25 protein-coding genes and 1 other RNA gene are annotated in these 22,175 nt (G+C 63.6%); 19 read left to right on the top strand and 7 right to left on the bottom strand.

The genetic code is table 11. The annotated features are described in order from the left end of the window. Positions 1-2: 2 nt before the first annotated feature. From EV664_RS05185 to EV664_RS19625, 4 genes are read right to left on the bottom strand one after another with little or no spacing between them, the layout of a single operon-like run. Entirely contained in the window at positions 3-926 is a 924-nt protein-coding gene (locus EV664_RS05185; RefSeq protein ID WP_133494600.1) for a transposase, read from the bottom strand. Continuing rightward, complete coding sequence (locus tag EV664_RS05180) at positions 914-1,639, bottom strand: hypothetical protein (RefSeq protein WP_133494599.1); 726 nt, start codon at positions 1,637-1,639, stop codon at positions 914-916. The genes EV664_RS05185 and EV664_RS05180 overlap by 13 nt, the downstream gene beginning before the upstream one ends. A 21-nt stretch (positions 1,640-1,660) precedes the next feature. Next, on the bottom strand, positions 1,661-1,786 hold the full coding sequence (locus tag EV664_RS19630; RefSeq protein ID WP_268237618.1) for a hypothetical protein: 126 nt from the start codon (positions 1,784-1,786) through the stop codon (positions 1,661-1,663). 3 nt (positions 1,787-1,789) lie between these two features. Then, positions 1,790-1,921 carry a hypothetical protein gene (locus EV664_RS19625; RefSeq protein ID WP_268237619.1) on the bottom strand — a complete coding sequence of 44 codons (132 nt, stop codon included), beginning with the start codon at positions 1,919-1,921 and terminating at the stop codon, positions 1,790-1,792. Between the two features lie 152 nt (positions 1,922-2,073). On the opposite strand from EV664_RS19625, the gene EV664_RS05175 reads away from it, so the two are divergent. Both EV664_RS05175 and EV664_RS05170 read left to right on the top strand, forming a co-directional pair. Then, positions 2,074-2,511, top strand: coding sequence for a PaaI family thioesterase (locus EV664_RS05175; protein WP_133494598.1), 438 nt, complete (start codon positions 2,074-2,076; stop codon positions 2,509-2,511). Further along, complete coding sequence (locus tag EV664_RS05170) at positions 2,508-2,885, top strand: PaaI family thioesterase (protein WP_133494597.1); 378 nt, start codon at positions 2,508-2,510, stop codon at positions 2,883-2,885. Before EV664_RS05175 ends, EV664_RS05170 begins: the two co-directional genes overlap by 4 nt. 306 nt (positions 2,886-3,191) lie before the next feature. Here EV664_RS05170 and EV664_RS05165 read toward each other — a convergent pair whose 3' ends face one another. After that, on the bottom strand, positions 3,192-4,397 hold the full coding sequence (locus EV664_RS05165) for a PQQ-dependent sugar dehydrogenase (protein ID WP_133494596.1): 1,206 nt from the start codon (positions 4,395-4,397) through the stop codon (positions 3,192-3,194). Positions 4,398-4,610: 213 nt separating this feature from the next. Here EV664_RS05165 and rimP point away from each other — a divergent pair, with 213 nt between their 5' ends. From rimP to EV664_RS05110, 12 genes are all read left to right on the top strand, one after another. Further along, positions 4,611-5,156, top strand: coding sequence for a ribosome maturation protein RimP (gene rimP / locus EV664_RS05160; protein WP_133494595.1), 546 nt, complete (start codon positions 4,611-4,613; stop codon positions 5,154-5,156). Positions 5,157-5,160: 4 nt separating this feature from the next. After that, positions 5,161-6,810 (top strand): transcription termination factor NusA, encoded by a 1,650-nt coding sequence (gene nusA, locus EV664_RS05155; protein WP_133494594.1) that lies wholly within the window; start codon positions 5,161-5,163, stop codon positions 6,808-6,810. A gap of 37 nt (positions 6,811-6,847) precedes the next feature. Then, positions 6,848-7,564 (top strand): DUF448 domain-containing protein, encoded by a 717-nt coding sequence (locus EV664_RS05150; RefSeq protein WP_373287490.1) that lies wholly within the window; start codon positions 6,848-6,850, stop codon positions 7,562-7,564. Positions 7,565-7,568: 4 nt separating this feature from the next. Continuing rightward, a complete protein-coding gene (infB, locus tag EV664_RS05145; RefSeq protein WP_133494592.1) occupies positions 7,569-10,307 on the top strand; it encodes a translation initiation factor IF-2 in 2,739 nt (912 codons plus the stop codon). 313 nt (positions 10,308-10,620) lie between these two features. Next, a complete protein-coding gene (locus tag EV664_RS19760) occupies positions 10,621-10,719 on the top strand; it encodes a putative holin-like toxin (RefSeq protein WP_373287485.1) in 99 nt (32 codons plus the stop codon). 146 nt (positions 10,720-10,865) lie between these two features. Next, positions 10,866-11,273, top strand: coding sequence for a 30S ribosome-binding factor RbfA (gene rbfA, locus EV664_RS05140; protein ID WP_133494591.1), 408 nt, complete (start codon positions 10,866-10,868; stop codon positions 11,271-11,273). A 704-nt stretch (positions 11,274-11,977) separates the two neighbouring features. Then, the gene (locus EV664_RS05135) at positions 11,978-12,595 is read left to right on the top strand and encodes a thymidine kinase (RefSeq protein WP_133494590.1); all 618 of its coding nucleotides are present in this window, start codon (positions 11,978-11,980) and stop codon (positions 12,593-12,595) included. A 10-nt stretch (positions 12,596-12,605) separates the two neighbouring features. After that, complete coding sequence (locus EV664_RS05130) at positions 12,606-12,992, top strand: DUF6491 family protein (RefSeq protein WP_133494589.1); 387 nt, start codon at positions 12,606-12,608, stop codon at positions 12,990-12,992. 44 nt (positions 12,993-13,036) lie between these two features. Continuing rightward, positions 13,037-14,041: a tRNA pseudouridine(55) synthase TruB gene (gene truB, locus EV664_RS05125; RefSeq protein ID WP_133494588.1), complete on the top strand. Its 1,005-nt coding sequence runs from the start codon at positions 13,037-13,039 to the stop codon at positions 14,039-14,041. A 21-nt stretch (positions 14,042-14,062) separates the two neighbouring features. Then, positions 14,063-14,332: a 30S ribosomal protein S15 gene (rpsO, locus tag EV664_RS05120; protein WP_133494587.1), complete on the top strand. Its 270-nt coding sequence runs from the start codon at positions 14,063-14,065 to the stop codon at positions 14,330-14,332. A 209-nt stretch (positions 14,333-14,541) separates the two neighbouring features. After that, positions 14,542-16,860 (top strand): polyribonucleotide nucleotidyltransferase, encoded by a 2,319-nt coding sequence (gene pnp / locus EV664_RS05115; protein ID WP_133494586.1) that lies wholly within the window; start codon positions 14,542-14,544, stop codon positions 16,858-16,860. 60 nt (positions 16,861-16,920) lie between these two features. Beyond that, complete coding sequence (locus EV664_RS05110; RefSeq protein WP_133494585.1) at positions 16,921-18,042, top strand: sensor histidine kinase; 1,122 nt, start codon at positions 16,921-16,923, stop codon at positions 18,040-18,042. Between the two features lie 62 nt (positions 18,043-18,104). On the opposite strand, the gene ssrA is transcribed toward EV664_RS05110, so the two are convergent. Further along, positions 18,105-18,451, bottom strand: a transfer-messenger RNA (tmRNA) gene (ssrA, locus tag EV664_RS05105). Positions 18,452-18,499: 48 nt separating this feature from the next. Here ssrA and EV664_RS05100 point away from each other — a divergent pair. Further along, on the top strand, positions 18,500-18,931 hold the full coding sequence (locus tag EV664_RS05100; RefSeq protein WP_133494763.1) for an RrF2 family transcriptional regulator: 432 nt from the start codon (positions 18,500-18,502) through the stop codon (positions 18,929-18,931). Positions 18,932-18,935: 4 nt separating this feature from the next. Here the strand turns inward: EV664_RS05100 and mscL are convergent, their stop codons facing one another. Beyond that, positions 18,936-19,382, bottom strand: coding sequence for a large conductance mechanosensitive channel protein MscL (gene mscL, locus EV664_RS05095; protein WP_133494584.1), 447 nt, complete (start codon positions 19,380-19,382; stop codon positions 18,936-18,938). 118 nt (positions 19,383-19,500) lie between these two features. On the opposite strand from mscL, the gene EV664_RS05090 reads away from it, so the two are divergent. The 4 genes from EV664_RS05090 to EV664_RS05075 all read left to right on the top strand — a co-directional run bounded on the left by EV664_RS05090 (position 19,501) and on the right by EV664_RS05075 (position 22,175). After that, positions 19,501-20,094, top strand: a complete 594-nt coding sequence (locus tag EV664_RS05090) for a LemA family protein (protein WP_133494583.1) — start codon at positions 19,501-19,503, stop codon at positions 20,092-20,094. Positions 20,095-20,164: 70 nt separating this feature from the next. Beyond that, entirely contained in the window at positions 20,165-20,962 is a 798-nt protein-coding gene (locus EV664_RS05085; protein ID WP_133494762.1) for a TPM domain-containing protein, read from the top strand. Next, positions 20,962-21,639 carry a TPM domain-containing protein gene (locus tag EV664_RS05080; RefSeq protein WP_133494582.1) on the top strand — a complete coding sequence of 226 codons (678 nt, stop codon included), beginning with the start codon at positions 20,962-20,964 and terminating at the stop codon, positions 21,637-21,639. Before EV664_RS05085 ends, EV664_RS05080 begins: the two co-directional genes overlap by 1 nt. Beyond that, positions 21,636-22,175, top strand: coding sequence for an NUDIX hydrolase (locus EV664_RS05075; RefSeq protein ID WP_229668088.1), 540 nt, complete (start codon positions 21,636-21,638; stop codon positions 22,173-22,175). The genes EV664_RS05080 and EV664_RS05075 overlap by 4 nt, the downstream gene beginning before the upstream one ends.

Genomic DNA, 22,175 nt, shown 5'->3' with positions numbered 1-22,175 from the left:
CCTTATCGCGCGGCGCGGTCCTGCACAGGGGTAGACTGATCCGTTTCGGAGCGACCGAGCAGCGCGCGGGCATGGCGGGCGAGCGCCGTCGCGCCGTCCGACGCCGCGCCCTCGGCGATTCGCACCGCATCGGGCAGCCGCGCCGCGCAACAGGCGGAGAGCGCGGCTTTCCGCATGCGCGGGCAGCGATGGTCTTGCGCAAAGCTCGCGGCAAGATCGCGCCCGGCGGGCGAACAATGCGCCGCCAGCGCGATCAGCGCGTGCGAGGGCAGCGTCGCGATCTCGCCGGTGATGATGTCGCGCGCCGGATCGAACCGATATTGCGGCTGCCACGGCGTGCCGCCGGGCCGCGCAAGGATGTTGAGCGAGACCGAAAAGCGCTCGGGCGGCATTTGCCGGTGCACGTCGCGATGCGCGTGAACCAGCATCGTAGTGCCGGAGCTGAGGCGATAACGACCGGCAAAGCGAAGCTGTGCAGCATCGCCGGGCCGCGATGCACCGCTATCGGGATCGAACGCCCAATAGTCGCTGTCATAGCCGGGGCCGATATAGCCATGCGTCAGAAACGCGAAATTATGATTGTGGGTCAGGCCATACACAAAGGCGTCGCCGCCGCTCGCGCGCATCGCTGCGTCGCCCGCGGCGGGCCAGAAAGCGGCGCGCAGCACGAAGCGCGGATCGGGCGAATCGAGCAGCAGCACCTGCGGCGCGTAGCCGTGTCCCGCCTTCGCCGCCGGGCTGCGTTCAAGCGCCGCAATCGCCGCTTCGGCCAGAAAGTCGCGATTGGCCCCCAGCCGGGCGAGCAGCGGCGCCAGCGACGCAAAGCCATCTTCATCGCGAATATCGATCGGGCTCACCGCCAGCGCCTCGGCAAAAGCGTCATAGGAGACGGGCGACACCGGCCCGGTATCGATCAGGCGGGGCATCGCACCTCAGTCGCGATTTTCGCCTCGACTCGCCGCGCCATTTCGGTCGCCGCACAGCGCACGTCTCGGGCGGGGTCGCTCGCTGCCATCTCGCGCAGCCGGGGCAGCGCTGCGCATGCGTCATGGCCCAGCCATTCGCGCATCGCCTCCCAGCGCAGAAAATATTGCGGGTGACGGCTTGCAGCATCGAATGCAGCATCGGCGCGCGGATGCCCGGTTTCGCGCAACAGCCGCAACAGCATCCGGCGCCGCGATGCGTCGAGATCGCGCGTGCCGGTGCGCAGCAGCGCGCCGTCGTCCAGCGCATATTCTCGGATAGGGTCCGTCGCCCGCCCGTGAAGCGTGGCCGTCAGCGCGGCCAGCGCAGCGCCGCTGCCGGGGGCCGCATGCTGCGCCTCCACCCTGCCGTCGCAGCGCACGATCATCCCGCTGTGCAAGCCAAGCGTCCCGGCCGGATGCAGCCGATCACCCGCCAGCCGCCAGCGATGGAGCGTCGCCCCCTCGGCGGCGAGATAGCGCGTGACACTTCGCTGTCCTGACAGGGCAAGCCGGTCGGGTAGCGCCTCGACCGCCGAACCGCCGTCGGGATCGACGATCCGCGCCGACAGGCTGAAGGCGACATCATCGTGCAACAGAATCGCGATCCGGTCGCCGTCGCGCTTCACCGGCAAAGATGGCTGAGCCAGCGGATCGTCGCGCAGCTGCGCCAGCATCGGCGCGATCAGCGCGGCAACCTATGCCGGATCGCCGAGCGCCCTTTCGAGGATCGCCAACGCGCCATCCGCATCCGCAGCATCGGCGACCGCGCGCGCGACACCGCCCGGATCGCCGCCGCCGCTCCCTCGCTCCGCTGCCGTCATCGCTCAGCCATTGGCGACCGCGACGATGATTTCCAATATGCCGTCCCCGGCTGGCTCGCCGCCGATCGCTCCGGCAAGCGCAAGCGATACGGGCAGGTCGACAATCTCGGCGTCGCTGAAAATAATGCGCGGCATGGCATGGACTCCCTGTGGGTTCGATAAACCGCGCAAATGCTATCCCCCGCGACGCGCGGCACGGTAGTTACATCGCTGTAACGTTCGGCGGCGAAAGGCAGCGGCGGGCATGCCATATTGCGGGTAAGCGCCGCCCGCGGTACGCCGCTATCATGTCGTCCGCACAACCGGCCTCTTTCGATCCGCAGGCGCTGTTCGCCCGGCGCTTCGACCTGCACGGCAATGCGCTCGGCATGGACTATCATGCGCATGGCGATGACTGGTGCGAACTGGCGCTTGGCTATGATGCGAAGCTGATCGGCGACGAAGCCCGCGGCATCCTTGCTTCGGGGCCGATCCTTGCGCTGATGGACATGGCGTGCAGCGGCGCGGTCTGGCTGAAGCGCGGCGCCTTTCTGCCGCACGCCACGCTTGACCTGCGCATCGATTATCTCCGCCCCGCCAGCCCGCACCGGACGGTGATCGGCCGTGGCGAATGCTATCGCGTCACGCGCTCGATCGCCTTTGTGCGCGGCCATGCGCATGACGGCGATCCGGACGATCCGCTCGCCCATGTCGCCGGCACCTTCATGCTGCTGGACCGCAAATGAAGCTGCCGCCTTATGCCGATCTGCTGGGCCTGTCGGTCGAGACGGGAGAAGGCGCGCCGGTGCTCGTCATGCCGTTCGCCCGCGATGTGACCGGGCGGCCCGGCTTCGTCCATGGCGGCGCGATCGGTGGCCTGCTCGAAATGGCGGCGATCGCAGCGCTCTATAATGCGCTGGGTGAGGCGGAGGCGCGGATCAAGCCGGTCAATGTGACGGTCGATTATATGCGCGGGGGGCGCGAAAAACCGACCCGTGCGGTCGGAACGATCATCCGCCTCGGCACCCGGATCGCGAATGTCGAGGCGCATGCATGGCAGGACGATCCTGCCCGCCCGATTGCGGCTGCCCGGCTGACGTGCCTGCTCGATCGGGCCTGAGCGCGAACCGCGCGTGCTCGTAAGAGCACTTTGGTTCTGAGCACCCCGGCCGACGTGTCTCGACACCGCTCGACGCGAACGGGCAGAGTTGCAAGGCTTGCCGGGCCGTAATACCCGGCTGCATGGATGGCGTCCCATCCCTCCGCCGTCATGCCGGCACAAGCCGGCATCTGCTGGAGGTGCGCGGCTCCGTTCTTCCCCAAGCCCCCCGGAGACCCCAGCTTTCGCTACGGTGTCGACCGGTGGCAGGGATCGCAATACGCGGATCGGTCCATATCAACGCAGCCTGGTATCAGGCCCGGCACATCACCCCTTGGGCACCAGCCGCATCAGCTTGCCGTCATCGCCGTCCTGTATCACCCATAGCGACCCGTCGGGCGCTTGCGCCACGTCGCGAATGCGCATGCCCATATCCCATTGGTTCGCCTTTTGCGCAGCGGTACCGTTCAGCGAAGCGCGGATCAGCGCCTGCCCCGACATCGCGCCCAGCAACGCCGATCCCTTCCATTGCGGGAAGACATTCCCTGAATAGATCACCAGCCCGGCGGGAGAAATCGACGGATTCCACCATAGTTTCGGCGCGGCGAATTCGGGGCGGGTGTCGTGGTCGGGGATGGGCGAGCCGTCATAATTGTCGCCGTTCGACACTTCGGGCCAGCCGTAATTCGCACCCTTTTCGATCAGGTTCAGTTCGTCGCCGCCCTTCGGCCCCATCTCGTTTTCCCACAGATTGCCTGCCGCGTCGAAGGCAAGGCCATAGGGATTGCGGTGCCCGCTCGACCAGATATAGGCGCGCTCGCCGCCCGCCGAGCGATACGGATTATCGGACGCGGGCTTGCCGTCCGGCGTCATGTGCAGGATTTTGCCGAGCGCGCTGTTCGGGTCCTGCGCGGGCGTTTTGCGCATCCGCTCGCCCGAGGAGAGGAACAGCGAATTGCCGTCGGGGGCAAAGGCGATGATCCCGCCGAACTGCCCGCCATCGCCTGCCGGTTGCTGATGGAAAATGACCTTCAGATTGCCGAGCGTCGGTGCCGATCCGCTCTCGTTCAGCGTGGCGCGTGCGATCGCCAGCGCGCTGCCGCCCTGACCGGGCTGTGAATAGCTGAGATACACCGTCTTGCTGGTCGCGAAATCGGGCGCGGGCGCGATGTCGAGCAGGCCGCCCTGACCGCCATATTCGACCGCCGGAACGCCGCCGACATTTTTGGTGGTGCCGCCGATCGTCACCAGCTTGATCGTGCCCGGCTTCTCCGTGACGAGGGCGCGCCCGTCGGGCAGGAACGCGACCGAGAAGGGATTGTCGAAGCTGCCATAGCTTTGCACCGTGAAGGGCGCATCGCTCGCCGGGATGGAAACCGGCGTGCCCGCAGGCGTAGCGCCGGGCGCGGGGGTGGCGCCCGGCGTGGGCGTCGGACTGGGGGCGGGCGTTACCGTACTGCCCGAACCGGACGATCCGCCCGAACAGGCGGCAAGCGCGACTAGCGAAGTGCAAAGCAGATGGATCGGGCGCATCGCGTCCCCCTTCAGATGCTGAGTGATTGTGACCGAACGCTTTTCCTCCCAAAGCGTATCCCTGCGCAAGCGCAACCATGGCATCGCAACGGCACTTGCCGCAGGGCTTGCGATCGCCTATATGGCCAATGCGCTTTCTCTACATCGTTACTGTTGCAGAGGTCGGGTCCCAACGGGCTCCGGCGGCGCCGAAGCTATATGTACAGGATCTGCATGACCGATATTGCCCGACTGACCGCGCTGATCGAACCGGAGGCGACTGCCCTTGGGTTCGAACTTGTGCGCGTGAAGATGTTCGGCGGCGAATCGGACCCGACGTTGCAGATCATGGCCGAGCGCCCCGAAACCGGGCAGCTCACGATCGACGACTGCGCCAATCTGTCGCGCCGCGTGTCGGAAAAGTTCGACGCGCTAGAGGAGGCGGGCAAGGACCCGATTCCCTATGCCTATCGGCTGGAAGTGTCGTCGCCCGGCATCGACCGCCCGCTCACCCGGCTGAAGGATTTCGCCGCATGGGAAGGGCATGAGGCGAAGATCACGCTTGCCGAAAAGCGCGACGGGCGAAAGGCGTTCAAGGGCATTTTGACGGGCGTCGAAGGCGAATCGGTGAAGATCGTCGATGCGCAGGAGCAGGAACACCTGCTGCCGATCGACGCGATCGACGATGCCAAGCTGGTAATGACCGACCGGCTGATCGCTGCAACGCAGGCGCTCTCCGCAGAGGGTGCTGACGAATTTATCGAAGAAGGACAGGACTGACCCCATGGCCACTGCGATTTCCGCCAATAAGGCAGAGCTGCTCGCCATTGCCGACGCCGTCGCGCGTGAGAAGCTGATCGACAAGGCGATCGTCATCGAGGCGATGGAAGACGCGATCCAGCGCGCGGCGCGTGCCCGCTACGGCGCGGAAAACGACATTCGTGCAAAGCTCGATCCCAATAGCGGCGATCTGCGTCTGTGGCGCGTCGTCGAAGTGGTCGAACAGGTCGACGACTTCTTCAAACAGGTTTCGGTCAAGGACGCGCAGAAGCTCCAGAAGGGCGCCGCTGTCGGCGACTATATCGTCGATCCGCTGCCCCCGATCGAATTCGGCCGTATCGCCGCACAGGCATCGAAGCAGGTCATCTTCCAGAAGGTCCGCGATGCCGAGCGCGAGCGTCAATATGACGAGTTCAAGGATCGCGCGGGCGAAATCATCACCGGCGTCGTCAAGCGCGTCGAATTCGGCCATGTCGTTGTCGATCTGGGCCGCGCCGAGGGCGTTATCCGCCGCGACCAGCAGATTCCCCGCGAAGTCGTTCGCGTTGGCGACCGCATCCGTTCGCTGATCCTGAACGTTCGCCGCGAAAATCGCGGTCCGCAGATTTTCCTTTCCCGCGCGCATCCCGACTTCATGAAGAAGCTGTTCGCGCAGGAAGTGCCCGAAATCTATGACGGCATTATCGAGATCAAGGCAGCGGCCCGCGATCCGGGCAGCCGCGCGAAGATCGGCGTGATCAGCCATGACGGTTCGATCGATCCGGTCGGCGCATGCGTAGGCATGAAGGGTAGCCGCGTTCAGGCGGTCGTTCAGGAAATGCAGGGCGAAAAGATCGACATCATTCCCTGGTCGGAAGATATCGCGACCTTCGTCGTCAACGCGCTTCAGCCCGCGAATGTGGCGCGCGTGGTGCTCGATGAGGAAGAGGAGCGGATCGAGGTCGTCGTGCCCGACGATCAGCTGAGCCTCGCCATCGGCCGTCGCGGCCAGAATGTCCGCCTCGCCAGCCAGCTGACCGGCAAGGCGATCGATATCCTGACCGAAGCGGATGCGAGCGAGAAGCGGCAGAAGGAATTTGTCGAACGTTCGGCGATGTTCGAGAAGGAACTCGATGTCGACGAAACGCTGGCACAGCTTCTGGTTGCCGAAGGGTTCGGCGAGCTTGAAGAAGTCGCATATGTCGAACTCGACGAACTCGCCGCGATCGAAGGTTTCGACGACGATCTGGCGCAGGAGCTGCAAAGTCGTGCGCAGGAAGCGCTCGACCGCCGCGAGGAAGCGAATCGTGAGCAGCGCCGCGCGCTCGGCGTCGAGGACGATCTCGCCACCATGCCCTATATGACCGAAGCGATGCTGGTCACGCTGGGCAAGGCGGGGATCAAGACGCTCGACGATCTCGCCGACCTCGCCACCGACGAACTGGTCGCGAAGAAGCGCGCCGAACCGCGCCGTCGCAACGACGCCGCGCCGAAGCGCACCGAGGACAAGGGCGGCGTGCTCGCCGAATATGGCCTGTCCGAAGAACAGGGTAACGAAATCATCATGGCCGCGCGCGCGCATTGGTTCGACGATGAGGAAGCGGCTCCGGCCGAAACCGATCAGCAGACGCCGGATTCGGCGCAGGAGGACGCAATTGCGGACTCCGAACAATGATACGGCGCTAAGCACCGATACACTCCGTCATGCCGGGCTGGTCCCGGCATCCACGGACGCATGCGCCCCCATCCGCACCTGCATCCTGTCGCGCGAGGAATCGCCGCGTGAGGGGCTGATCCGGCTCGCCATTTCGCCGGACGGTGATGTGCTCCCCGATGTGCGGGCAAAGGCCCCCGGGCGCGGCGCATGGATCGGCGTTACCCGCGCCGAACTGGAAGAAGCGCAGGCGAAGGGAAAGCTTCGCGGCGCGCTTGCCCGCGCCTTCAAGGGCGCGAAATTATCGGTGCCCGACGACCTTGGCGAGCGCATCGCCGCCGCGCTCGAACGCAATGCGCTCGACCGGCTGGGGTTGGAGTCGCGCGCCGGAAGGCTTATTATAGGATCGGAGCGCATCGAAAAGGCGGCGCGCTCGGGTAAGCTGTGCATGTTGCTGCACGCAAATGATGCGCGCGCCGACGGCGCTGCGAAACTCGCCCAGGCGTGGCGGGTCGGATCGGAATCGGAAGGTTCCGGTCTGAAGGGATTGGCATTGCCGGTAGGACGCACCATATTGTCCTTGGCCCTTGGCCGCGAAAATGTGGTACATGCCGGGCTGACCGACGCCCAGGCGGCGAAGCGGGTGCGCGAAGCACTCGACCGCTGGCTGCACTTTATCGGACCCGAATGCTTCACGCTGTCTTGCGAAAGTGAATCGCAGGGCGCATCGGCATTCGAGCCTGCTGGCGTAGAAAAAACGAAGGATTTTGAGTAACCGGATGAGCGATACGGACAAGGAAAAGCCGAAACTGGGCGCACGCACGCTTGGCCTCAAGCGCACGGTGGAAACGGGCAAGGTGAAGCAGAGCTTCAGCCATGGCCGTTCCAATACCGTGGTGGTTGAGGTGAAGCGGCGCCGCGTGCTCGGCCGTCCGGGCGAGGAGCAGCAGCGCGAAGATACCGCGCCGACGCCCGCTCCCGCTCCCGAGGCGAAGAAGAAGCCGGCGCCCGCGCCTGCACCCACGCCCGCGCCGCGCCCGGCAGCGGACGCCAATTCGCGCCGCGAATTGCAGGAGCGCCTGCTTCGCGAGGCCGAAGAGGCGCGCATGAACTCGCTTGAAGAAGCGCGTCGCCGCGAGGAGCAGGAAAAGCAGCAGGCGTCGGAAGACGAACGCCGCCGCGCCGAGGAAAAGCGCAAGGCAGAAGAAGACGCCGAGCGTAAGGCAGCCGAAGAAGCCGAAGCCAAAAAGGCCGCCGAAGCTCAGGCAGCGAAGGACGCTGCCGAAGCTGCAAACGCGCCCAAGGCTGAGCCGAAGCAGGAAGCTGCGGAAGAGCCGAAAGCGGCAGAGCCTGTAAAGGCCCAGCAGGAAGCGCCTGCAAAGGCCGAAGCACCGGCAAAGGCGGAAACGCCTGCGCCTGCAGCGCCCGAGGTCGGACTTGGCCTCGATCCGAGCCGCCCCGCGCCGCGCCGCTTCACGCCGGTGCAGCGTCCCGAAATTCCGAAGCCCAAGCCGAAGCCCAAGGCAGAGCCTGCGTCGCGCGACGCAGCGCCCAAGCGGGGTGCCGGCGATGCGCCGGGCGGCAAGGACAATCGCGGTGGCCGCAAGGAACGCGACGACCGGCGTTCGGGCAAGCTCAGCGTCAATCGCGCGCTTGGCGGCGAAGAGGGCGCACGCGCCCGCAGCCTTGCCGCGCTGAAACGCGCCCGGGAAAAGGAAAAGCGTTCGAATGTCGGCGGTTCGCGCGGCGACCAGCACAAGCAGGTCCGCGACGTTCAGGTGCCCGAAGCGATCACCGTGCAGGAACTCGCCAATCGTATGGCGGAAAAGGGCGCGGATCTGGTCAAGGCAATGTTCAAGATGGGCATGGCGGTCACCGTCAATCAGACCATCGATCAGGACACGGCCGAACTGCTCGTCACCGATTTCGGGCATAATGTCCGCCGCGTTTCCGACGCCGATGTGGAACTGGAACTCGACACGACCGAAGATAACGAAGCGGATCTGAAGCCGCGCGCTCCGGTCGTCACGATCATGGGCCATGTCGATCACGGCAAGACTTCGCTCCTCGACGCGCTGCGCGGGACCGATGTGACTGCGGGCGAAGCCGGTGGCATTACCCAGCATATCGGCGCCTATCAGGTAACGCTGAAGGACAAGTCGCAGATCACCTTCCTCGACACGCCGGGCCATGAAGCCTTTTCGGACATGCGCGCACGCGGTGCGAATGTGACCGATATCGTGGTGCTGGTGGTTGCCGCAGACGACGGGCTGATGCCGCAGACGATCGAGGCGATCCATCATACCAAGGCGGCGGGCGTGCCGATGATCGTTGCGATCAACAAGTGCGACAAGCCCGAGGCGAATCCGCAAAAGATCCGCGAACGTCTGCTGGAACATGAAGTCATCGTCGAGGAAATGTCGGGCGACGTTCAGGACGTGGAAGTTTCCGCGCTGAAAAAGACCGGTCTCGATGACCTGACCGACAAGATCCAGCTTCAGGCCGAACTGCTCGAACTGAAGGCCAATCCCGGTCGCGCCGCCGAAGGTGCGGTGGTCGAGGCAAAGCTCGACAAGGGCCGTGGTCCGGTTGCGACGATCCTCGTTCGTCGCGGCACGCTGAAGGTCGGTGACATCTTCGTCGTTGGCGCGGAAAGCGGCAAGGTTCGTGCGATGATCGACGACAAGGGCAAGCAGGTGAAGAAGGCTGGTCCTTCCACGCCGGTCGAAGTCCTTGGCCTGTCGGGCGTGCCGATGGCGGGCGACCAGCTTCAGGTGGTCGATACCGAGACCAAGGCACGCGAAATCGCCGAATATCGCCAGAGCGTGATGCAGCAGAAGCGCACGACTCAGGCACCGGCCAGCCTTGAAAGCATGTTCAGTGCTTTGAAGGACAAGCAGGCGATCGAATATCCGCTGGTCATCAAGGGCGATACCCAGGGGACCGTGGAAGCGATCATCGGTTCGCTCAACAAGATTTCGACTGAGGATATCCGCGTGCGCATCCTGCATTCGGGCGTCGGCGGGATCACCGAAAGCGACGTGTCGCTTGCGGGCGCGAGCGGTGCGCCGATCATCGGCTTCAATGTCCGCGCCAATGCAAAGGCGCGCGAGATTGCGGAACGTCAGGCGGTGGCGCTCAAATATTATGACGTCATCTATGACCTGACCGACGATATCCGTGCCGGTATGGCAGGCGAGCTTGGCCCCGAAGCCTTCGAAACGGTCGTCGGCCGTGCGGAGATCAAGGAGGTCTTCTCGGCTGGCAAGCATGGCAAGGCCGCCGGTCTGCTGGTCACCGAAGGGTCGATCCGCAAGGCGCTCAAGGCTCGCATCACGCGCGACGATGTCATCATCTATCAGGGCGAAATCGCATCGCTGCGTCGCTTCAAGGACGATGTCCCCGAAGTGCGCGCCGGGCTGGAATGCGGTGTGACGTTCACGCAGAACTTCACCGACATCAAACCGGGCGACTATCTCGAAACCTTCGAAGTCGAGATGCGCGAACGCACGCTGTAAAAGGTTCGGGCGCGAGGGAGACCTTGCGCCCGGCTTTTACGCGCAGTCGTCATTGCGACCCCGGCCGTGCGCCGGGACAAGACGAGCTGTGCATCTCCGTCATTGCGACCCCGGCCTTGAGCCGGGGGAAGCAATCCAGAGCGTCACGCGAACCGCTGGATTGCTTCGTCGCTTCGCTCCTCGCAATGACGTCGGGTTTCGCGATGAAAAGGCCGGCTTGCTGTGAAAGCAGGCGGGACCAGCTACCCGGCAGTCGCCGTTCTGCTACACCTCTTTTCGACCGCACCACGCGGTCGAAAGGAGGTGAAAGCCGATGGACATAACTGCCGTAGTATTGGCGCTGAGTTTCGCGACATTCCTTGTCGCGTTGCTCGGGCTTGTGGTGAAGCTCATTGAGCTGAAGCACAAATAATGCCTGACGGGTTCCCGGCGCTGCAACGCCGGGAGCCTAATCAAAAAGGGCCCGGATGCTGCAACATCCGAGCCCTGGAGATGGAAGCGTTGAACACTTCCGCCGTAGTGATGGTTGAATAAGCGAAAACGACGAAAATTTCAAGTATGCGCCACAGCGAAACTCCCGAATCCCAGTCCGTCCGTACGCTTCGCGTCGGTGAACAGGTGCGCCATGTCCTCTCCGACATATTGAGCCGGGGCGATGTGCATGACGATACGCTCAGCCAGCATATGGTGAGCGTCACCGAAGTGCGGATGTCGCCCGATCTGCGCCATGCGACGGTGTTCGTGAAGCCACTGCTGGGCAAGGATGAGGAAGCGGTGCTCAAAGCGCTGCGCACCAACACCGCCTATCTTCAGCGCGAAGTCGCCCAGCGTATTCGCACGAAATACGCCGCGAAGCTTAAATTCCTCGCCGACGAGAGCTTTGACGAGGCAAGTCATATCGAAAAACTGCTGCGCGACCCCAAGGTGGCGCAGGACCTGGACGACGCTGACGACAGCGAGGGCTGAGGCGTACCCCGGACCTGTTCCGGGGACCGGAGCCCCGCGCGCACCGCTGCGTTGGCCGCGCGATGGAATCCCGCCTCCGCTAAGGACGACGTTCGGTTTGGCAAGAGCGCCGGCCCCATTCGGGTACCCCGGACCTGTTCCGGGGTCCAGAGCCCCGCGCGCACCGATGCGTTGGTCGCGCAATGGAATCCCGCCTCCGCTAAGAACGACGTTCGGTCTGGCGAGAGCGCCAGCCCTATTCGGGTACCCCGGACCTGATCCGGGGTCCAGAGCCTCACGCGCACCGCTGCCTTGGCCGCGCCGTCCGATCGGGGCTTGACGAATATCGTGCCGAGGGAGATGCGGGCACATACTTGCCGCTGGATTCCCGCCTTCGCGGGAATACGGAGAAAGAGCCCGAACCGAACCCAATCCTCGTCTCCGCGAACCCGCAAAAGCGGGTGAGGCAATCCGGACCGGCGCGCACTAACGGTAATGTTTCTCTATGCGCCCTCACCGCACATCCCCCACACCGCCAGCCCCCGCGCCGCCCGCATAAACCCCTGTCCTACACGCCCCCGATCTGCCATGCCGGTCGGATGACGTCCTTCTCCCTCTCGCCCGACCGCACCTTTCGGTGCGCCACGGGGGGAAGGGGGCAGGGGGACGTAGTGTGAACTTCCACAACTTCCGACACGCGAGGGACGGGTCAGACAGGCCGAATCATGGCTAAGCTCTATTTCTACTACGCCTCAATGAACGCGGGGAAATCGACCACGCTGCTTCAGGCCGATTTCAACTATCGCGAACGCGGCATGACGACGATGCTGTGGACCAGCGCGATCGACGATCGGGCGGGGGAGGGGCGGATCGCCTCGCGCATCGGCCTTGCCGCCGCCGCGCACGTCTTCACCCCCGACACCGATATGTTCGCCGCCATCGCCGCCGACCGGGCGGAGCGCGCCACGGGCTGCGTTCTGGTCGATGAGGCGCAGTTCCTCACCCCCGATCAGGTGGGGCAGCTCGCCCGGGTGTGCGACGATCTCAACGTCCCCGTCCTCGCTTATGGCCTGCGCACCGATTTTCGCGGCGATCTTTTCCCCGGCTCGGCGCGACTGCTGGCGATTGCCGATGCGCTGATCGAGCTGAAATCTGTGTGCCGGTGCGGACGAAAGGCGACGATGAACCTGCGGGTCGATGGCGAGGGCAATCCGGTGGCCGAGGGGCAGCAGACCGAAATCGGCGGCAATGAACGCTATGTCGCCATGTGCCGCCGCCATTTCGCTGAGGCGCTGTCGGGCGGAACCGCCCCGCTCAGCACCGGTTCAGTCGGGACAGGATAGAAAGGCCGTCATGATGATCGCTGCGCTTTTGCTCGCCCTCGCCCCCGCTCAGGATGCCCCGCCGCCTCCGATCGAGGACCGGCCGCAGGTGACGATCGCCAACGCGGCCAATGGCGGGCTGCAAAACTGGACGCGCGGCCCTGATGATTCCTCGCTTTATGTCCAGGATCGCACGCTGCGCTGGTATTATATCACGCTGTCCGGCCCGTGTATCCGGACAGCAGGCCAGCCCTCGCTTGGCTATACGACCGACACCAATGCGCGCTTCGACCGCTTTTCGTTCGTCTATGAATTGCAGAATAGCGAGCGCAAATGCGGCGTGCGCAGTATCGTGCGCAGCGCAAAGCCGCCGCAATATGGCGGGCCGGGCGTCGCGGGGCCGCTTCCCGATAAATGATCCGGGCTGGCGAAACCGATGACACGCGGTTAGGGCCGCGCGCCATGAACGGTTGGATCATTATCGACAAGCCGGTGGGGCTCGGCTCGACTCAGGCGGTCAGCGCGGTGAAGCGCGCGCTGCGCACCGGCGACTATCCGAAGCGCAAGGTCGGCCATGGCGGCACGCTCGACCCGCTGGCGAGCGGGGTGCTGCCGATCGCGCTGGGCGAAGCGACTAAGCTGGCCGGGCGGATGCTCGACAGCGACAAGATTTACGATTTCACGCTGAGCTTCGGCAGCGAAACCGATACCCTGGATGGTGAGGGGCAGGTCGTGGCGACCAGCGAAAATCGCCCGACCCTCGCCGATGTCGAAGCGGTGCTGCCGCGCTTCACCGGCGAAATCGATCAGATGCCGCCAGCCTATTCGGCGCTGAAGGTCGATGGCCAGCGCGCCTATGACATCGCCCGGCAGGGCGGCGAGGTAAAACTCGCGACGCGGCGGGTGACGATCCACGCACTGACGGTCAGTCATCCCGCTGCTACTCGTCATCCCGGCGAAGGCCGGGATCGCCATGAGGCGCGCGAACCGGAAAATCCGGACGACCCCGGCCTGCGCCGGGGCGACGTCGAGCAAACCGGCGGCCCCTTACCCGACGCGCCACTCGACGCCATCACCCTGACCGCCCATGTCTCAAAGGGCACCTATATCCGCAGCCTCGCCCGCGATATCGCTTATGCCCTTGATTCGGTGGGACATGTCACCATGTTGCACCGGATAAAGGCAGGTCCGTTCGACCTGAATTCAGCGATTTCGCTGGACAAATTGCACGAAGCCGCTATGGCCCGCGCCCTTGAAGATGTTTGCCTGCCATTAAGGGCGGGGCTGGACGACATCCCGGCTCTCTCCCTATCGCCCGACCAGGCAGGGTTGCTCCGTCAGGGGCGGCAACTGGACGGGATCGCCGCCAACGATGGCCCTGCTTTTGCGATGCTGGACGATGTCCCGGTCGCGCTGGTGGAGGTCGAGGACCAGTCGGTCCGTGTCGTTCGCGGGTTCAATCTGTAACGCGATGTCGAAGGAAACAGAATGTCGATTACGCAAGAGCGCAAGGATGCGCTGGTCAAGGAACATGGTCGCGGCGAAGGCGACACCGGCTCGACCGAAGTACAGGTCGCGATCCTGACCGAACGCATCGCCAACCTTACCGAGCATTTCAAGACGCATGCGAAGGATAACCATTCGCGCCGCGGCCTGCTGATGCTGGTGAACAAGCGCCGCAGCCTGCTGGACTATCTGAAGAAGAAAGACCACGGCCGCTATTCGGACCTTATCGCGAAGCTCGGCATTCGCAAATAAATCGAACGAAGGGCGCCCCATCGGGCGCCCTTTTGTCATGACGCGGCAGCATTTTACGATCATGCTGCCCCAACCCGGCGCCCCCCGATGGGATAAGCGCCGCATTGTCGAGGGGCGGGCAATCCGGCCCATCCCCGAAAAAAGAGCCGAACCTGGCTCGCATCCGTATGCCCCGGTGCGCATAGGGCGCCCGGTACGAAGGAAATCGAATGTTTGATATGAAGAAAGTCGAAATCGAGCTGGGCGGACAGACCCTCAGCCTCGAAACTGGCCGCGTTGCGCGGCAGGCCGACGGCGCGGTGCTCGCGACGCTCGGCGAAACGGTGGTTCTGTGCGCAGTGACCGCCGCAAAGTCGGTAAAGGAAGGACAGGATTTCTTCCCGCTGACCGTCCATTATCAGGAAAAATTCTCGGCCGCCGGTCGTATTCCGGGTGGCTTTTTCAAGCGTGAGCGCGGCGCGACCGAAAAGGAGACGCTGACCAGCCGCCTGATCGACCGTCCGATCCGCCCGCTGTTCCCGGAAGGGTTCTACAACGAAATCAACGTGATCTGTCAGGTCCTCTCCTATGATGGCGAGAATGAGCCGGACATCGTCGCGATGTATGCCGCTTCGGCAGCGCTGACGATTTCGGGCGTTCCGTTCATGGGCCCGATCGGCGCAGCGCGCGTGGGGTACAAGGACGGCGAATATCAGCTCAACCCCTCGCTCGAAGCGTGCAAGGAAGGCGATCTCGACCTCGTCGTCGCGGCAACCCACGATGCAGTGATGATGGTCGAATCGGAAGCGAAGGAGCTTTCAGAAGACGAGATGCTGGGCGCGGTCATGTTCGCGCATGACGCATCGAAGAAAGTCATCGGCGCGATCATCGATCTGGCTGAACAGGCAGCGAAAGAGCCTTGGGAACTGGCGCCGCAGGGCGATACCAGCGCGCTCAAGAAGAAGATCAAGGATCTGGTCGGCAAGGATATTGCGGCAGCGTACAAGCTGACCGACAAGTCCGAGCGTTCGGCTACCCTCAACGAAGCGCGGGCGAAGGTGAAGGAAGCCTTTGCTGATGCAGAGGGCCAGGAACAGATGGCCGCCGGCAAGATGATGAAGAAGCTGGAAGCGGAGATCGTCCGCACCGCCATCCTCAAGGACGGCAAGCGGATCGACGGCCGCAATACCAAGCAGGTTCGTCCGATCGAAGCGATGGTCCACTTCCTGCCGCGTACCCATGGTTCGGCGCTGTTCACGCGTGGTGAGACGCAGGCGATCTGCACCACCACGCTTGGCACCAAGGATGCCGAGCAGATGATCGACGGCCTGCCCGGCCTGTCGTATCAGCGCTTCATGCTGCACTATAACTTCCCGCCCTATTCGGTCGGTGAAGTCGGCCGCTTCGGCGCGCCGGGTCGTCGTGAGATCGGCCATGGCAAGCTGGCATGGCGTGCGCTCAATCCGGTGCTGCCGGATGCGGAAGAATTTCCGTACACGATCCGCGTTCTGTCTGACATCACCGAATCGAACGGTTCGTCGTCGATGGCGACGGTCTGCGGCGGTTCGCTGGCCATGATGGATGCGGGCGTTCCGCTGAAGCGCCCGGTTTCGGGCATCGCGATGGGCCTGATCCTCGAAGGCAAGGATTTCGCGGTACTGAGCGACATCCTTGGCGATGAAGATCATCTCGGCGACATGGACTTCAAGGTTGCCGGTACGAGCAAGGGCATCACCTCGCTCCAGATGGACATCAAGATCGCCGGCATCACCGAGGAGATCATGAAGGTCGCGCTCGCTCAGGCGAACGAAGGCCGCGCGCACATCCTCGGCGAAATGTCGAAGGCGCTCGATCACACGCGTGAAAGCGTCTCCGAACATGCGCCGCGCATCGAAACGATGCAGATCGACAAGACCAAGATCCGCGAAGTCATCGGCACCGGCGGCAAGGTGATCCGCGAGATCGTCGCAACCACCGGCGCGAAGGTCGATATCGACGACGAAGGTCAGATCAAGATTTCCTCGTCCGATCCGAGCCAGATCGAAGCGGCGATGAACTGGATCAAGGGCATTGTGGAAGAGGCCGAAGTCGGCAAGGTCTACAACGGCAAGGTCGTCAACATCGTCGATTTCGGTGCATTCGTGAACTTCATGGGTGGCAAGGACGGCCTCGTCCACGTCTCCGAAATGAAGAATGAGCGCGTCGAAAAGCCCTCGGACGTCGTGTCCGAAGGTCAGGAAGTGAAGGTCAAGGTTCTCGAGATCGATCCGCGCGGTAAGGTTCGCCTGTCGATGCGCGTCGTTGATCAGGAAACCGGCGAAGAGCTGGAGGACACCCGTCCGCCGCGCGAAGCACGCGAACCGCGTGGCGATCGTGGCGATCGCGGTCCGCGTCGGGATCGTGGCGACAGGGGCGGCGATCGCGGTGACCGTGGCGGCGATCGTGGTGGCCGGGGACCTCGCGGTCCGCGCCGCGACCGGGGCGACAAACCGCGCAGCGAGGAAGACGGCAGCGATATCGGCCTGCCGTCCTTCATCACCGAAGACTGATCACAACCGATCGCTTCACGAAACAGGAAGAGGGGCCGGGTCATTCCGGCCCCTTTTCTTATGGAGAACGCCCATCCTTGGCGCGGGCAGGCGGGTAATCTATATGGGACCGGCGGCAGTTCCGCGGGTTTCGTACTGGCAAAGGGTTTCACCATCACCGACACATCTTCGCGCAGCAGCGTGGATCAGGTTCGCTTTCTCGAACGCCTGCCGATCGCCCGGTCGCGCCCGCTTCTGGCAGCGGCATGTGTGGCGGGTCTGGTTCTGTTTGCCCTGTTCCTGCGGCTGGCGGCGGACCCTGCGTTGCCGAACGGCTTTCCGTATGTCACCTTTTTCCCCGCGGTCATCCTGTCTTCGTTTTTCTTCGGCTCGCGCTGGGGAAGCATTGCGGCTTTGGTTTGCGGCTTCTTCTCCTGGTATTTCTTCATCGCGCCATTCTACAGCTTCGCGCTGATCGGCGGCGGATGGATCGCGCTCGGCTTTTACGTGCTGGTCGTGACCGTCGACATCGTCATCATCCATTGGATGCAGCGCGCCAATGCGAAGCTTGCCGATGAGCGGGAGAATAATCGCAAGCTCGCCGAAACGCGCGAATTGCTGTTCCGCGAGCTGCAGCACCGGGTGTCGAACAATCTTCAGGTCGCGGCAGGGCTATTGTCGCTGCAAAAGCGGCAGGTCAGCGATGAAGCAGGGCGCGCGGCGCTGGACGAGGCCTCACGACGGCTCGGGCTGATCGGCAAGATCAGTCGCCAGCTTTATTCGGCCAGCGGCGCAACCCGGACAATCCGCGAATTTCTGGAGCCGCTTTGCGCCGATGTGGTGGAGGCGAGCGGACGCACCGGTATTGCCTGCACGATCAATGTAACCGACGATGCCGCGCTCAATCCCGACGCTGCGGTGCCGCTCGCGCTGATCGTTGCCGAGGCAATGGCGAACGCGATCGAGCACGGCTTTCGCGACCGCGATGCCGGCCATATCGAGGTGCACCTCGCGCGCGATGGCGAGGATCTGGTGAAGGTTGAGGTGCGCGATGACGGCCATGGCCTGCCGGAAGGATTTTCGATCGAGGCAAGCAACAGCCTTGGCCTGCGCATCGCCGCGATGCTCGCCGGGCAGCTCAACGGCACATTCGAGCTGTTTCGCACCGATCGTACGACAGCGCGGCTAATCCTGCCGGTCTGAATCGAAACCTGTGGGAAAGAAGGTCCGGGGGGTTCTGTTGCTCGGCCCCCCCGGCGGCCGCCGGAATCCGCTTCTGTTGCCCGGTGCGGTCCAACCGCGCATTTTAGAGTAATCTTTGGCCGTTAGGCCGTCAGATTACGCCGCAATAGCGAGTGCTTCGTTATCGTTGGCACTTGTGAATATGGGCCGTTTCGGTGGTCCCATTCCGAGCGAAAACAGCGTTTTTCAACACACGTCGATCCTGGTTCGGCCCCGTCAGAAACGGTGTCCAGATACACCACCGGTTATGGTGGAGCCGCCGGGTACTGCCCCCGGGTCCGCTGTGCCTATTGCACGCCACAATTTATCGCCATAGCCGGTCGAAACCGGCAATTCCCCATATAGGCATTTTGTCGCGAAAGAAAAGCGTTGCCCGGCCATCCGTTGGCCACATTGATCGGGCATGGCGACACTCGTCATGCTGACTCAGCGATCCCGTTACGCCCTGCGCGCCATGCTGTATCTCGCGCATTATCCCGCCGGAAGCCGGCCCGTGCCGATGAAGCGGATCGCGGGGGAGGCGAATGTCCCGCGCAAATTCCTTGAGCTTATCCTGGCCGATCTGCGCATGGCGGGGCTGATTCATTCGTATCGGGGTAAGGCGGGCGGCTATTGCCTGTCGCGGCCCATACATCTGATTTCGCTCGGCGAAGTGATTCGCGTGATCGAGGGACCACTGGCGCTCGTCCCGTGCGTCAGCCGCACCGCCTATAAGCCGTGCAACGATTGCCGGGATGAGGCGAGCTGCGCGATTCGCATCGCGATGGCGCGGGTCCGCGATGAAACCGCTCGCATCCTCGACGGCACCAGCCTTGCCGATGCCAATGCCGAGGATCTCGCCGCCGCCTGACGCCTTATTCCGCGGGGCGTTTGCGTAATTCGTCGCGAATTTCGCGCAGCAGCACGACATCGGTCGGTTCGGCGGCGGGCACTTCGGGTTTTTGATGCTCGAACCGTGCCAGCATCCGGTTTACGCTGCGAACGATCAGAAAGATGATGAAGGCGAGGATAAGGAAATTGATCACCGTCGTCACGAACGCGCCATAGCCCAATAGCGGCACGCCCGCTTCCTTCAGCGCGGCATAATTATTGACCGACCCGGTATAGCCTTCGGGGATCGGCCCCAGTCGGATGAAATAGCTCGAAAAATCGAACCCGCCGAAAATCCATCCGACCACCGGCATGATGACATCGTCGGTCAGCGATTTGGTGATCGTGGCGAACGCAGCACCGATAATGACTGCGACGGCAAGGTCGAGGACATTGCCGCGCATCACGAATTTACGGAATTCGGCGAACAAAGGCGGGCTCCTTATCCTTTTGGGCATTCGGCACGACGAAACCGGATTTTCATCGCATTGATGATCCTGCCCCGCTAATACGGGCAAAGGCAAGTTTGTTTCCGGGAGAACACACTCCATGCGTTTCAAGGCAGTGATGGCACTGGCAATGGCGGCGATGCTTTCGGCCTGCGGGCTGAACAGTGTTCCCACGGCAGAGGAAAATGCCAAGGCGCGCTGGGCCGATGTGCAGGCTGATTATCAGCGTCGGGCGAACCTCATCCCCAATCTCGTATCCACGGTAAAGGCATCGGCCCAGTCGGAGGGCAAGATCCTATCGGACGTCATCAATGCGCGCGCTCGTGCGACGCAGGTGAATGTTTCGGCCGACGACCTGACCGATGCGGGCAAGATGCAGCAATATTCGCGCGTGCAGGGCAATCTGAACGGTTCGCTCAGTCGTCTGCTCGCCACGGTGGAGCGCTATCCCGAGCTCAAGAGTCAGGACAATTTCCAGACGCTGATGAGCCAGCTGGAAGGCAGCGAAAACCGCATCGCCATTGCGATCCGCGATTATAACGAAGCGGTGGAGAAATATAACGTCACCATCCGCACCTTCCCCGATGCGATCGGCGCCAAGGTATTTTACGGTGCCAAGCCGATGGTGCCCTATCAGGCGACGACCCCGAACGCCGATGTCGCGCCGACGGTCGATTTCGGGAATATGAACTGAAGCGGTGAGCGCGATAGTGCACCATCCACCGGTTCGGGCGAGCAGGCCTGGCGCGGTTCCGTCGCGAACGCTGCTTGCGCTGATCACCGCCCTGCTTGCGCTGCTGATCGTCGCGCTGCCGGCGTCGGCGCAGACCTTTCCGAAGCTCACCGGCCGGGTCGTCGATGACGCGCATCTGCTCGACCCGCAGCAGGTGGCGCAGCTCACCCAGTTGTCGCAAGAAATCGAGCAGGCATCGGGGCGGCAGTTCGTGGTCGCGACGATCCCCGATCTTCAGGGCTATCCGATCGAGGATTACGGCTATCGCCTCGGCCGCGCGTGGAAGATCGGGCAGGACAAGGCGAATAACGGCATCATCCTGATCGTCGCACCCAACGAGCGCAAGGTACGGATTGAGGTCGGCTATGGTCTCGAACCGGTGATGACCGATGCGATGTCGAGCATGATCATCCATGACGATATCCTGCCGCGCTTTAAAAAGGGCGATATGGCGGGGGGTATCATGGCGGGCGCCGCCGCGATCGGCGAGCAGATGAAATTGCCGCTGGAGGCCGCGGAGCAGCGCGCCAAACAGAAGCTCGACGCGGCAAAGACGCGCGGACGCAAGGGCGATGACGGATCGGGGCTGATCGTCGGGCTGTTCTGGCTGGCGGTGCTGTTCTTCGTGGTCGTGCCGATGCTGTTCGGCCGGGCGCGCGGGCGGCGCTATCGCCGGGGCGCGGGACCGGTCATCATCTGGGGCCCCGGTTTCGGCGGAGGCGGCGGCTCGGGCTGGGGCGGGGGCTCAGGCGGCGGTTTCGGTGGCGGCGGCGGCTTTTCGGGCGGCGGCGGCTCGTTCGGCGGCGGCGGCGCTTCGGGGGGCTGGTAATGACCTACAAGGCTTTAAGCGCGCAGGATCATGCGCGGATCGCAGGTGCAGTCGCCGAAGCGGAGGCCGATACCGATGGTGAGATCGTCACGATCATCGCGCATCGCTCGGACGAATATCGGGATGTCGCGCTGCATTATGCGCTGCTCGGCGTGCTGCTGGTCCCGGCGATCTTCGCATTGTTCCCGAAATTGCTGGAAATGAAGCTCGGCCTGTTCACCAGCGGGTGGGAGGCGCCGGGCCTTTCCGAAATGCTCGTCGTGCTGCTGGTGGTGCAGGCGCTGGTTTTCCTCCTCATCCGCTACGGGCTGGAATGGGGACGGCTTCGCGTCGCACTCACCCCCCGCGCCACCCGGTCGCGCCGGGTGCGGCGACGGGCGGTGGCGCTGTTCCGCGCTTCGGCTGAGAAACGCACCGAAACCCGCGTAGGCATCCTGCTCTATCTCTCGCTCGACGAGCATATGGCGGAGATCGTCGCTGACGAGGCGATCCACACCAGCGTACCCGCCGAGCGCTGGGGCGACGCCATGGCGGCACTGATCGACCATGTCCGCAAGGGCGATCGCGCAGGCGGTATGATCGCCGCCATTGCTGCCATGGGCACCGTCCTGTCCGAGACCTTCCCCAAAAGCGAAGGCAATCCCAACGAACTCCCCAATCGGTTGATCGAGCTTTGAACCATCACGACAGCGACAAGCCCGTCGAAATCAAATGGCAGGGCGACTGGATCGTCGCCAAGAAGCAGGGGCGGTGGGAATTTGTCAGCCGGGCGCGCGGTATGCGCGCCGCCGTCATCCTTGCGCTGATCGACGGCGATGTCCTGCTGGTCGATCAATATCGCGCGCCTTTGGGCCGTCGCTGCCTCGAACTGCCCGCCGGGCTGGTCGGCGATGACGGCGGTGATGAGGCGCCGGAAGCGGCGGCGGGGCGCGAGCTGGAAGAGGAAACCGGCTATCGCGCCGGCCGGTTAGACAATCTCGGCGAGTTTTTCTCCTCGCCCGGCATGGCCTCGGAAGGCTTTACGCTGGTGCGCGCGAGCAAGCTTGAAAAAGTGAGCGAGGGCGGCGGCGTCGATGGCGAGGATATTAATGTGCATCGCGTACCGCTCAGCCAGCTTGCCGATTATGTCGCCGCGCGCCGCGAAGAGGGTATGGCGATGGACGTCAAATTGCTGCTCCTGCTCGGCTCGGGCATGATAAACCAAGTAAATTGA

Source organism: Stakelama pacifica, assembly GCF_004361835.1.
In the GTDB taxonomy this organism is placed as follows: Bacteria; Pseudomonadota; Alphaproteobacteria; order Sphingomonadales; family Sphingomonadaceae; genus Sphingomonas; species Sphingomonas pacifica.
Note: the sequence above shows the minus strand (reverse complement) of the source record. Positions and strands in the feature narration are given on the sequence as shown.

What these genes read in the sequence shown, in the direction of transcription:
- nusA (WP_133494594.1), top strand. Translation starts at nt 5,161, where the DNA reads ATGGCCACTGCGATTTCCGCCAATAAGGCAGAGCTGCTCGCCATTGCC.
- EV664_RS05170 (WP_133494597.1), top strand. Translation starts at nt 2,508, where the DNA reads ATGAAGCTGCCGCCTTATGCCGATCTGCTGGGCCTGTCGGTCGAGACG.
- EV664_RS05110 (WP_133494585.1), top strand. Translation starts at nt 16,921, where the DNA reads ATGGAGAACGCCCATCCTTGGCGCGGGCAGGCGGGTAATCTATATGGG.
- rimP (WP_133494595.1), top strand. Translation starts at nt 4,611, where the DNA reads ATGACCGATATTGCCCGACTGACCGCGCTGATCGAACCGGAGGCGACT.
- EV664_RS05185 (WP_133494600.1), bottom strand. Translation starts at nt 926, where the DNA reads ATGCCCCGCCTGATCGATACCGGGCCGGTGTCGCCCGTCTCCTATGAC.
- rpsO (WP_133494587.1), top strand. Translation starts at nt 14,063, where the DNA reads ATGTCGATTACGCAAGAGCGCAAGGATGCGCTGGTCAAGGAACATGGT.
- EV664_RS05100 (WP_133494763.1), top strand. Translation starts at nt 18,500, where the DNA reads ATGCTGACTCAGCGATCCCGTTACGCCCTGCGCGCCATGCTGTATCTC.
- EV664_RS05180 (WP_133494599.1), bottom strand. Translation starts at nt 1,639, where the DNA reads ATGCTGGCGCAGCTGCGCGACGATCCGCTGGCTCAGCCATCTTTGCCG.
- EV664_RS05130 (WP_133494589.1), top strand. Translation starts at nt 12,606, where the DNA reads ATGATGATCGCTGCGCTTTTGCTCGCCCTCGCCCCCGCTCAGGATGCC.
- EV664_RS19760 (WP_373287485.1), top strand. Translation starts at nt 10,621, where the DNA reads ATGGACATAACTGCCGTAGTATTGGCGCTGAGTTTCGCGACATTCCTT.
- EV664_RS05135 (WP_133494590.1), top strand. Translation starts at nt 11,978, where the DNA reads ATGGCTAAGCTCTATTTCTACTACGCCTCAATGAACGCGGGGAAATCG.
- EV664_RS05080 (WP_133494582.1), top strand. Translation starts at nt 20,962, where the DNA reads ATGACCTACAAGGCTTTAAGCGCGCAGGATCATGCGCGGATCGCAGGT.
- truB (WP_133494588.1), top strand. Translation starts at nt 13,037, where the DNA reads ATGAACGGTTGGATCATTATCGACAAGCCGGTGGGGCTCGGCTCGACT.
- pnp (WP_133494586.1), top strand. Translation starts at nt 14,542, where the DNA reads ATGTTTGATATGAAGAAAGTCGAAATCGAGCTGGGCGGACAGACCCTC.
- infB (WP_133494592.1), top strand. Translation starts at nt 7,569, where the DNA reads ATGAGCGATACGGACAAGGAAAAGCCGAAACTGGGCGCACGCACGCTT.
- EV664_RS19630 (WP_268237618.1), bottom strand. Translation starts at nt 1,786, where the DNA reads ATGACGGCAGCGGAGCGAGGGAGCGGCGGCGGCGATCCGGGCGGTGTC.
- EV664_RS05165 (WP_133494596.1), bottom strand. Translation starts at nt 4,397, where the DNA reads ATGCGCCCGATCCATCTGCTTTGCACTTCGCTAGTCGCGCTTGCCGCC.
- rbfA (WP_133494591.1), top strand. Translation starts at nt 10,866, where the DNA reads ATGCGCCACAGCGAAACTCCCGAATCCCAGTCCGTCCGTACGCTTCGC.
- EV664_RS19625 (WP_268237619.1), bottom strand. Translation starts at nt 1,921, where the DNA reads ATGCCGCGCATTATTTTCAGCGACGCCGAGATTGTCGACCTGCCCGTA.
- EV664_RS05175 (WP_133494598.1), top strand. Translation starts at nt 2,074, where the DNA reads ATGTCGTCCGCACAACCGGCCTCTTTCGATCCGCAGGCGCTGTTCGCC.
- EV664_RS05090 (WP_133494583.1), top strand. Translation starts at nt 19,501, where the DNA reads ATGCGTTTCAAGGCAGTGATGGCACTGGCAATGGCGGCGATGCTTTCG.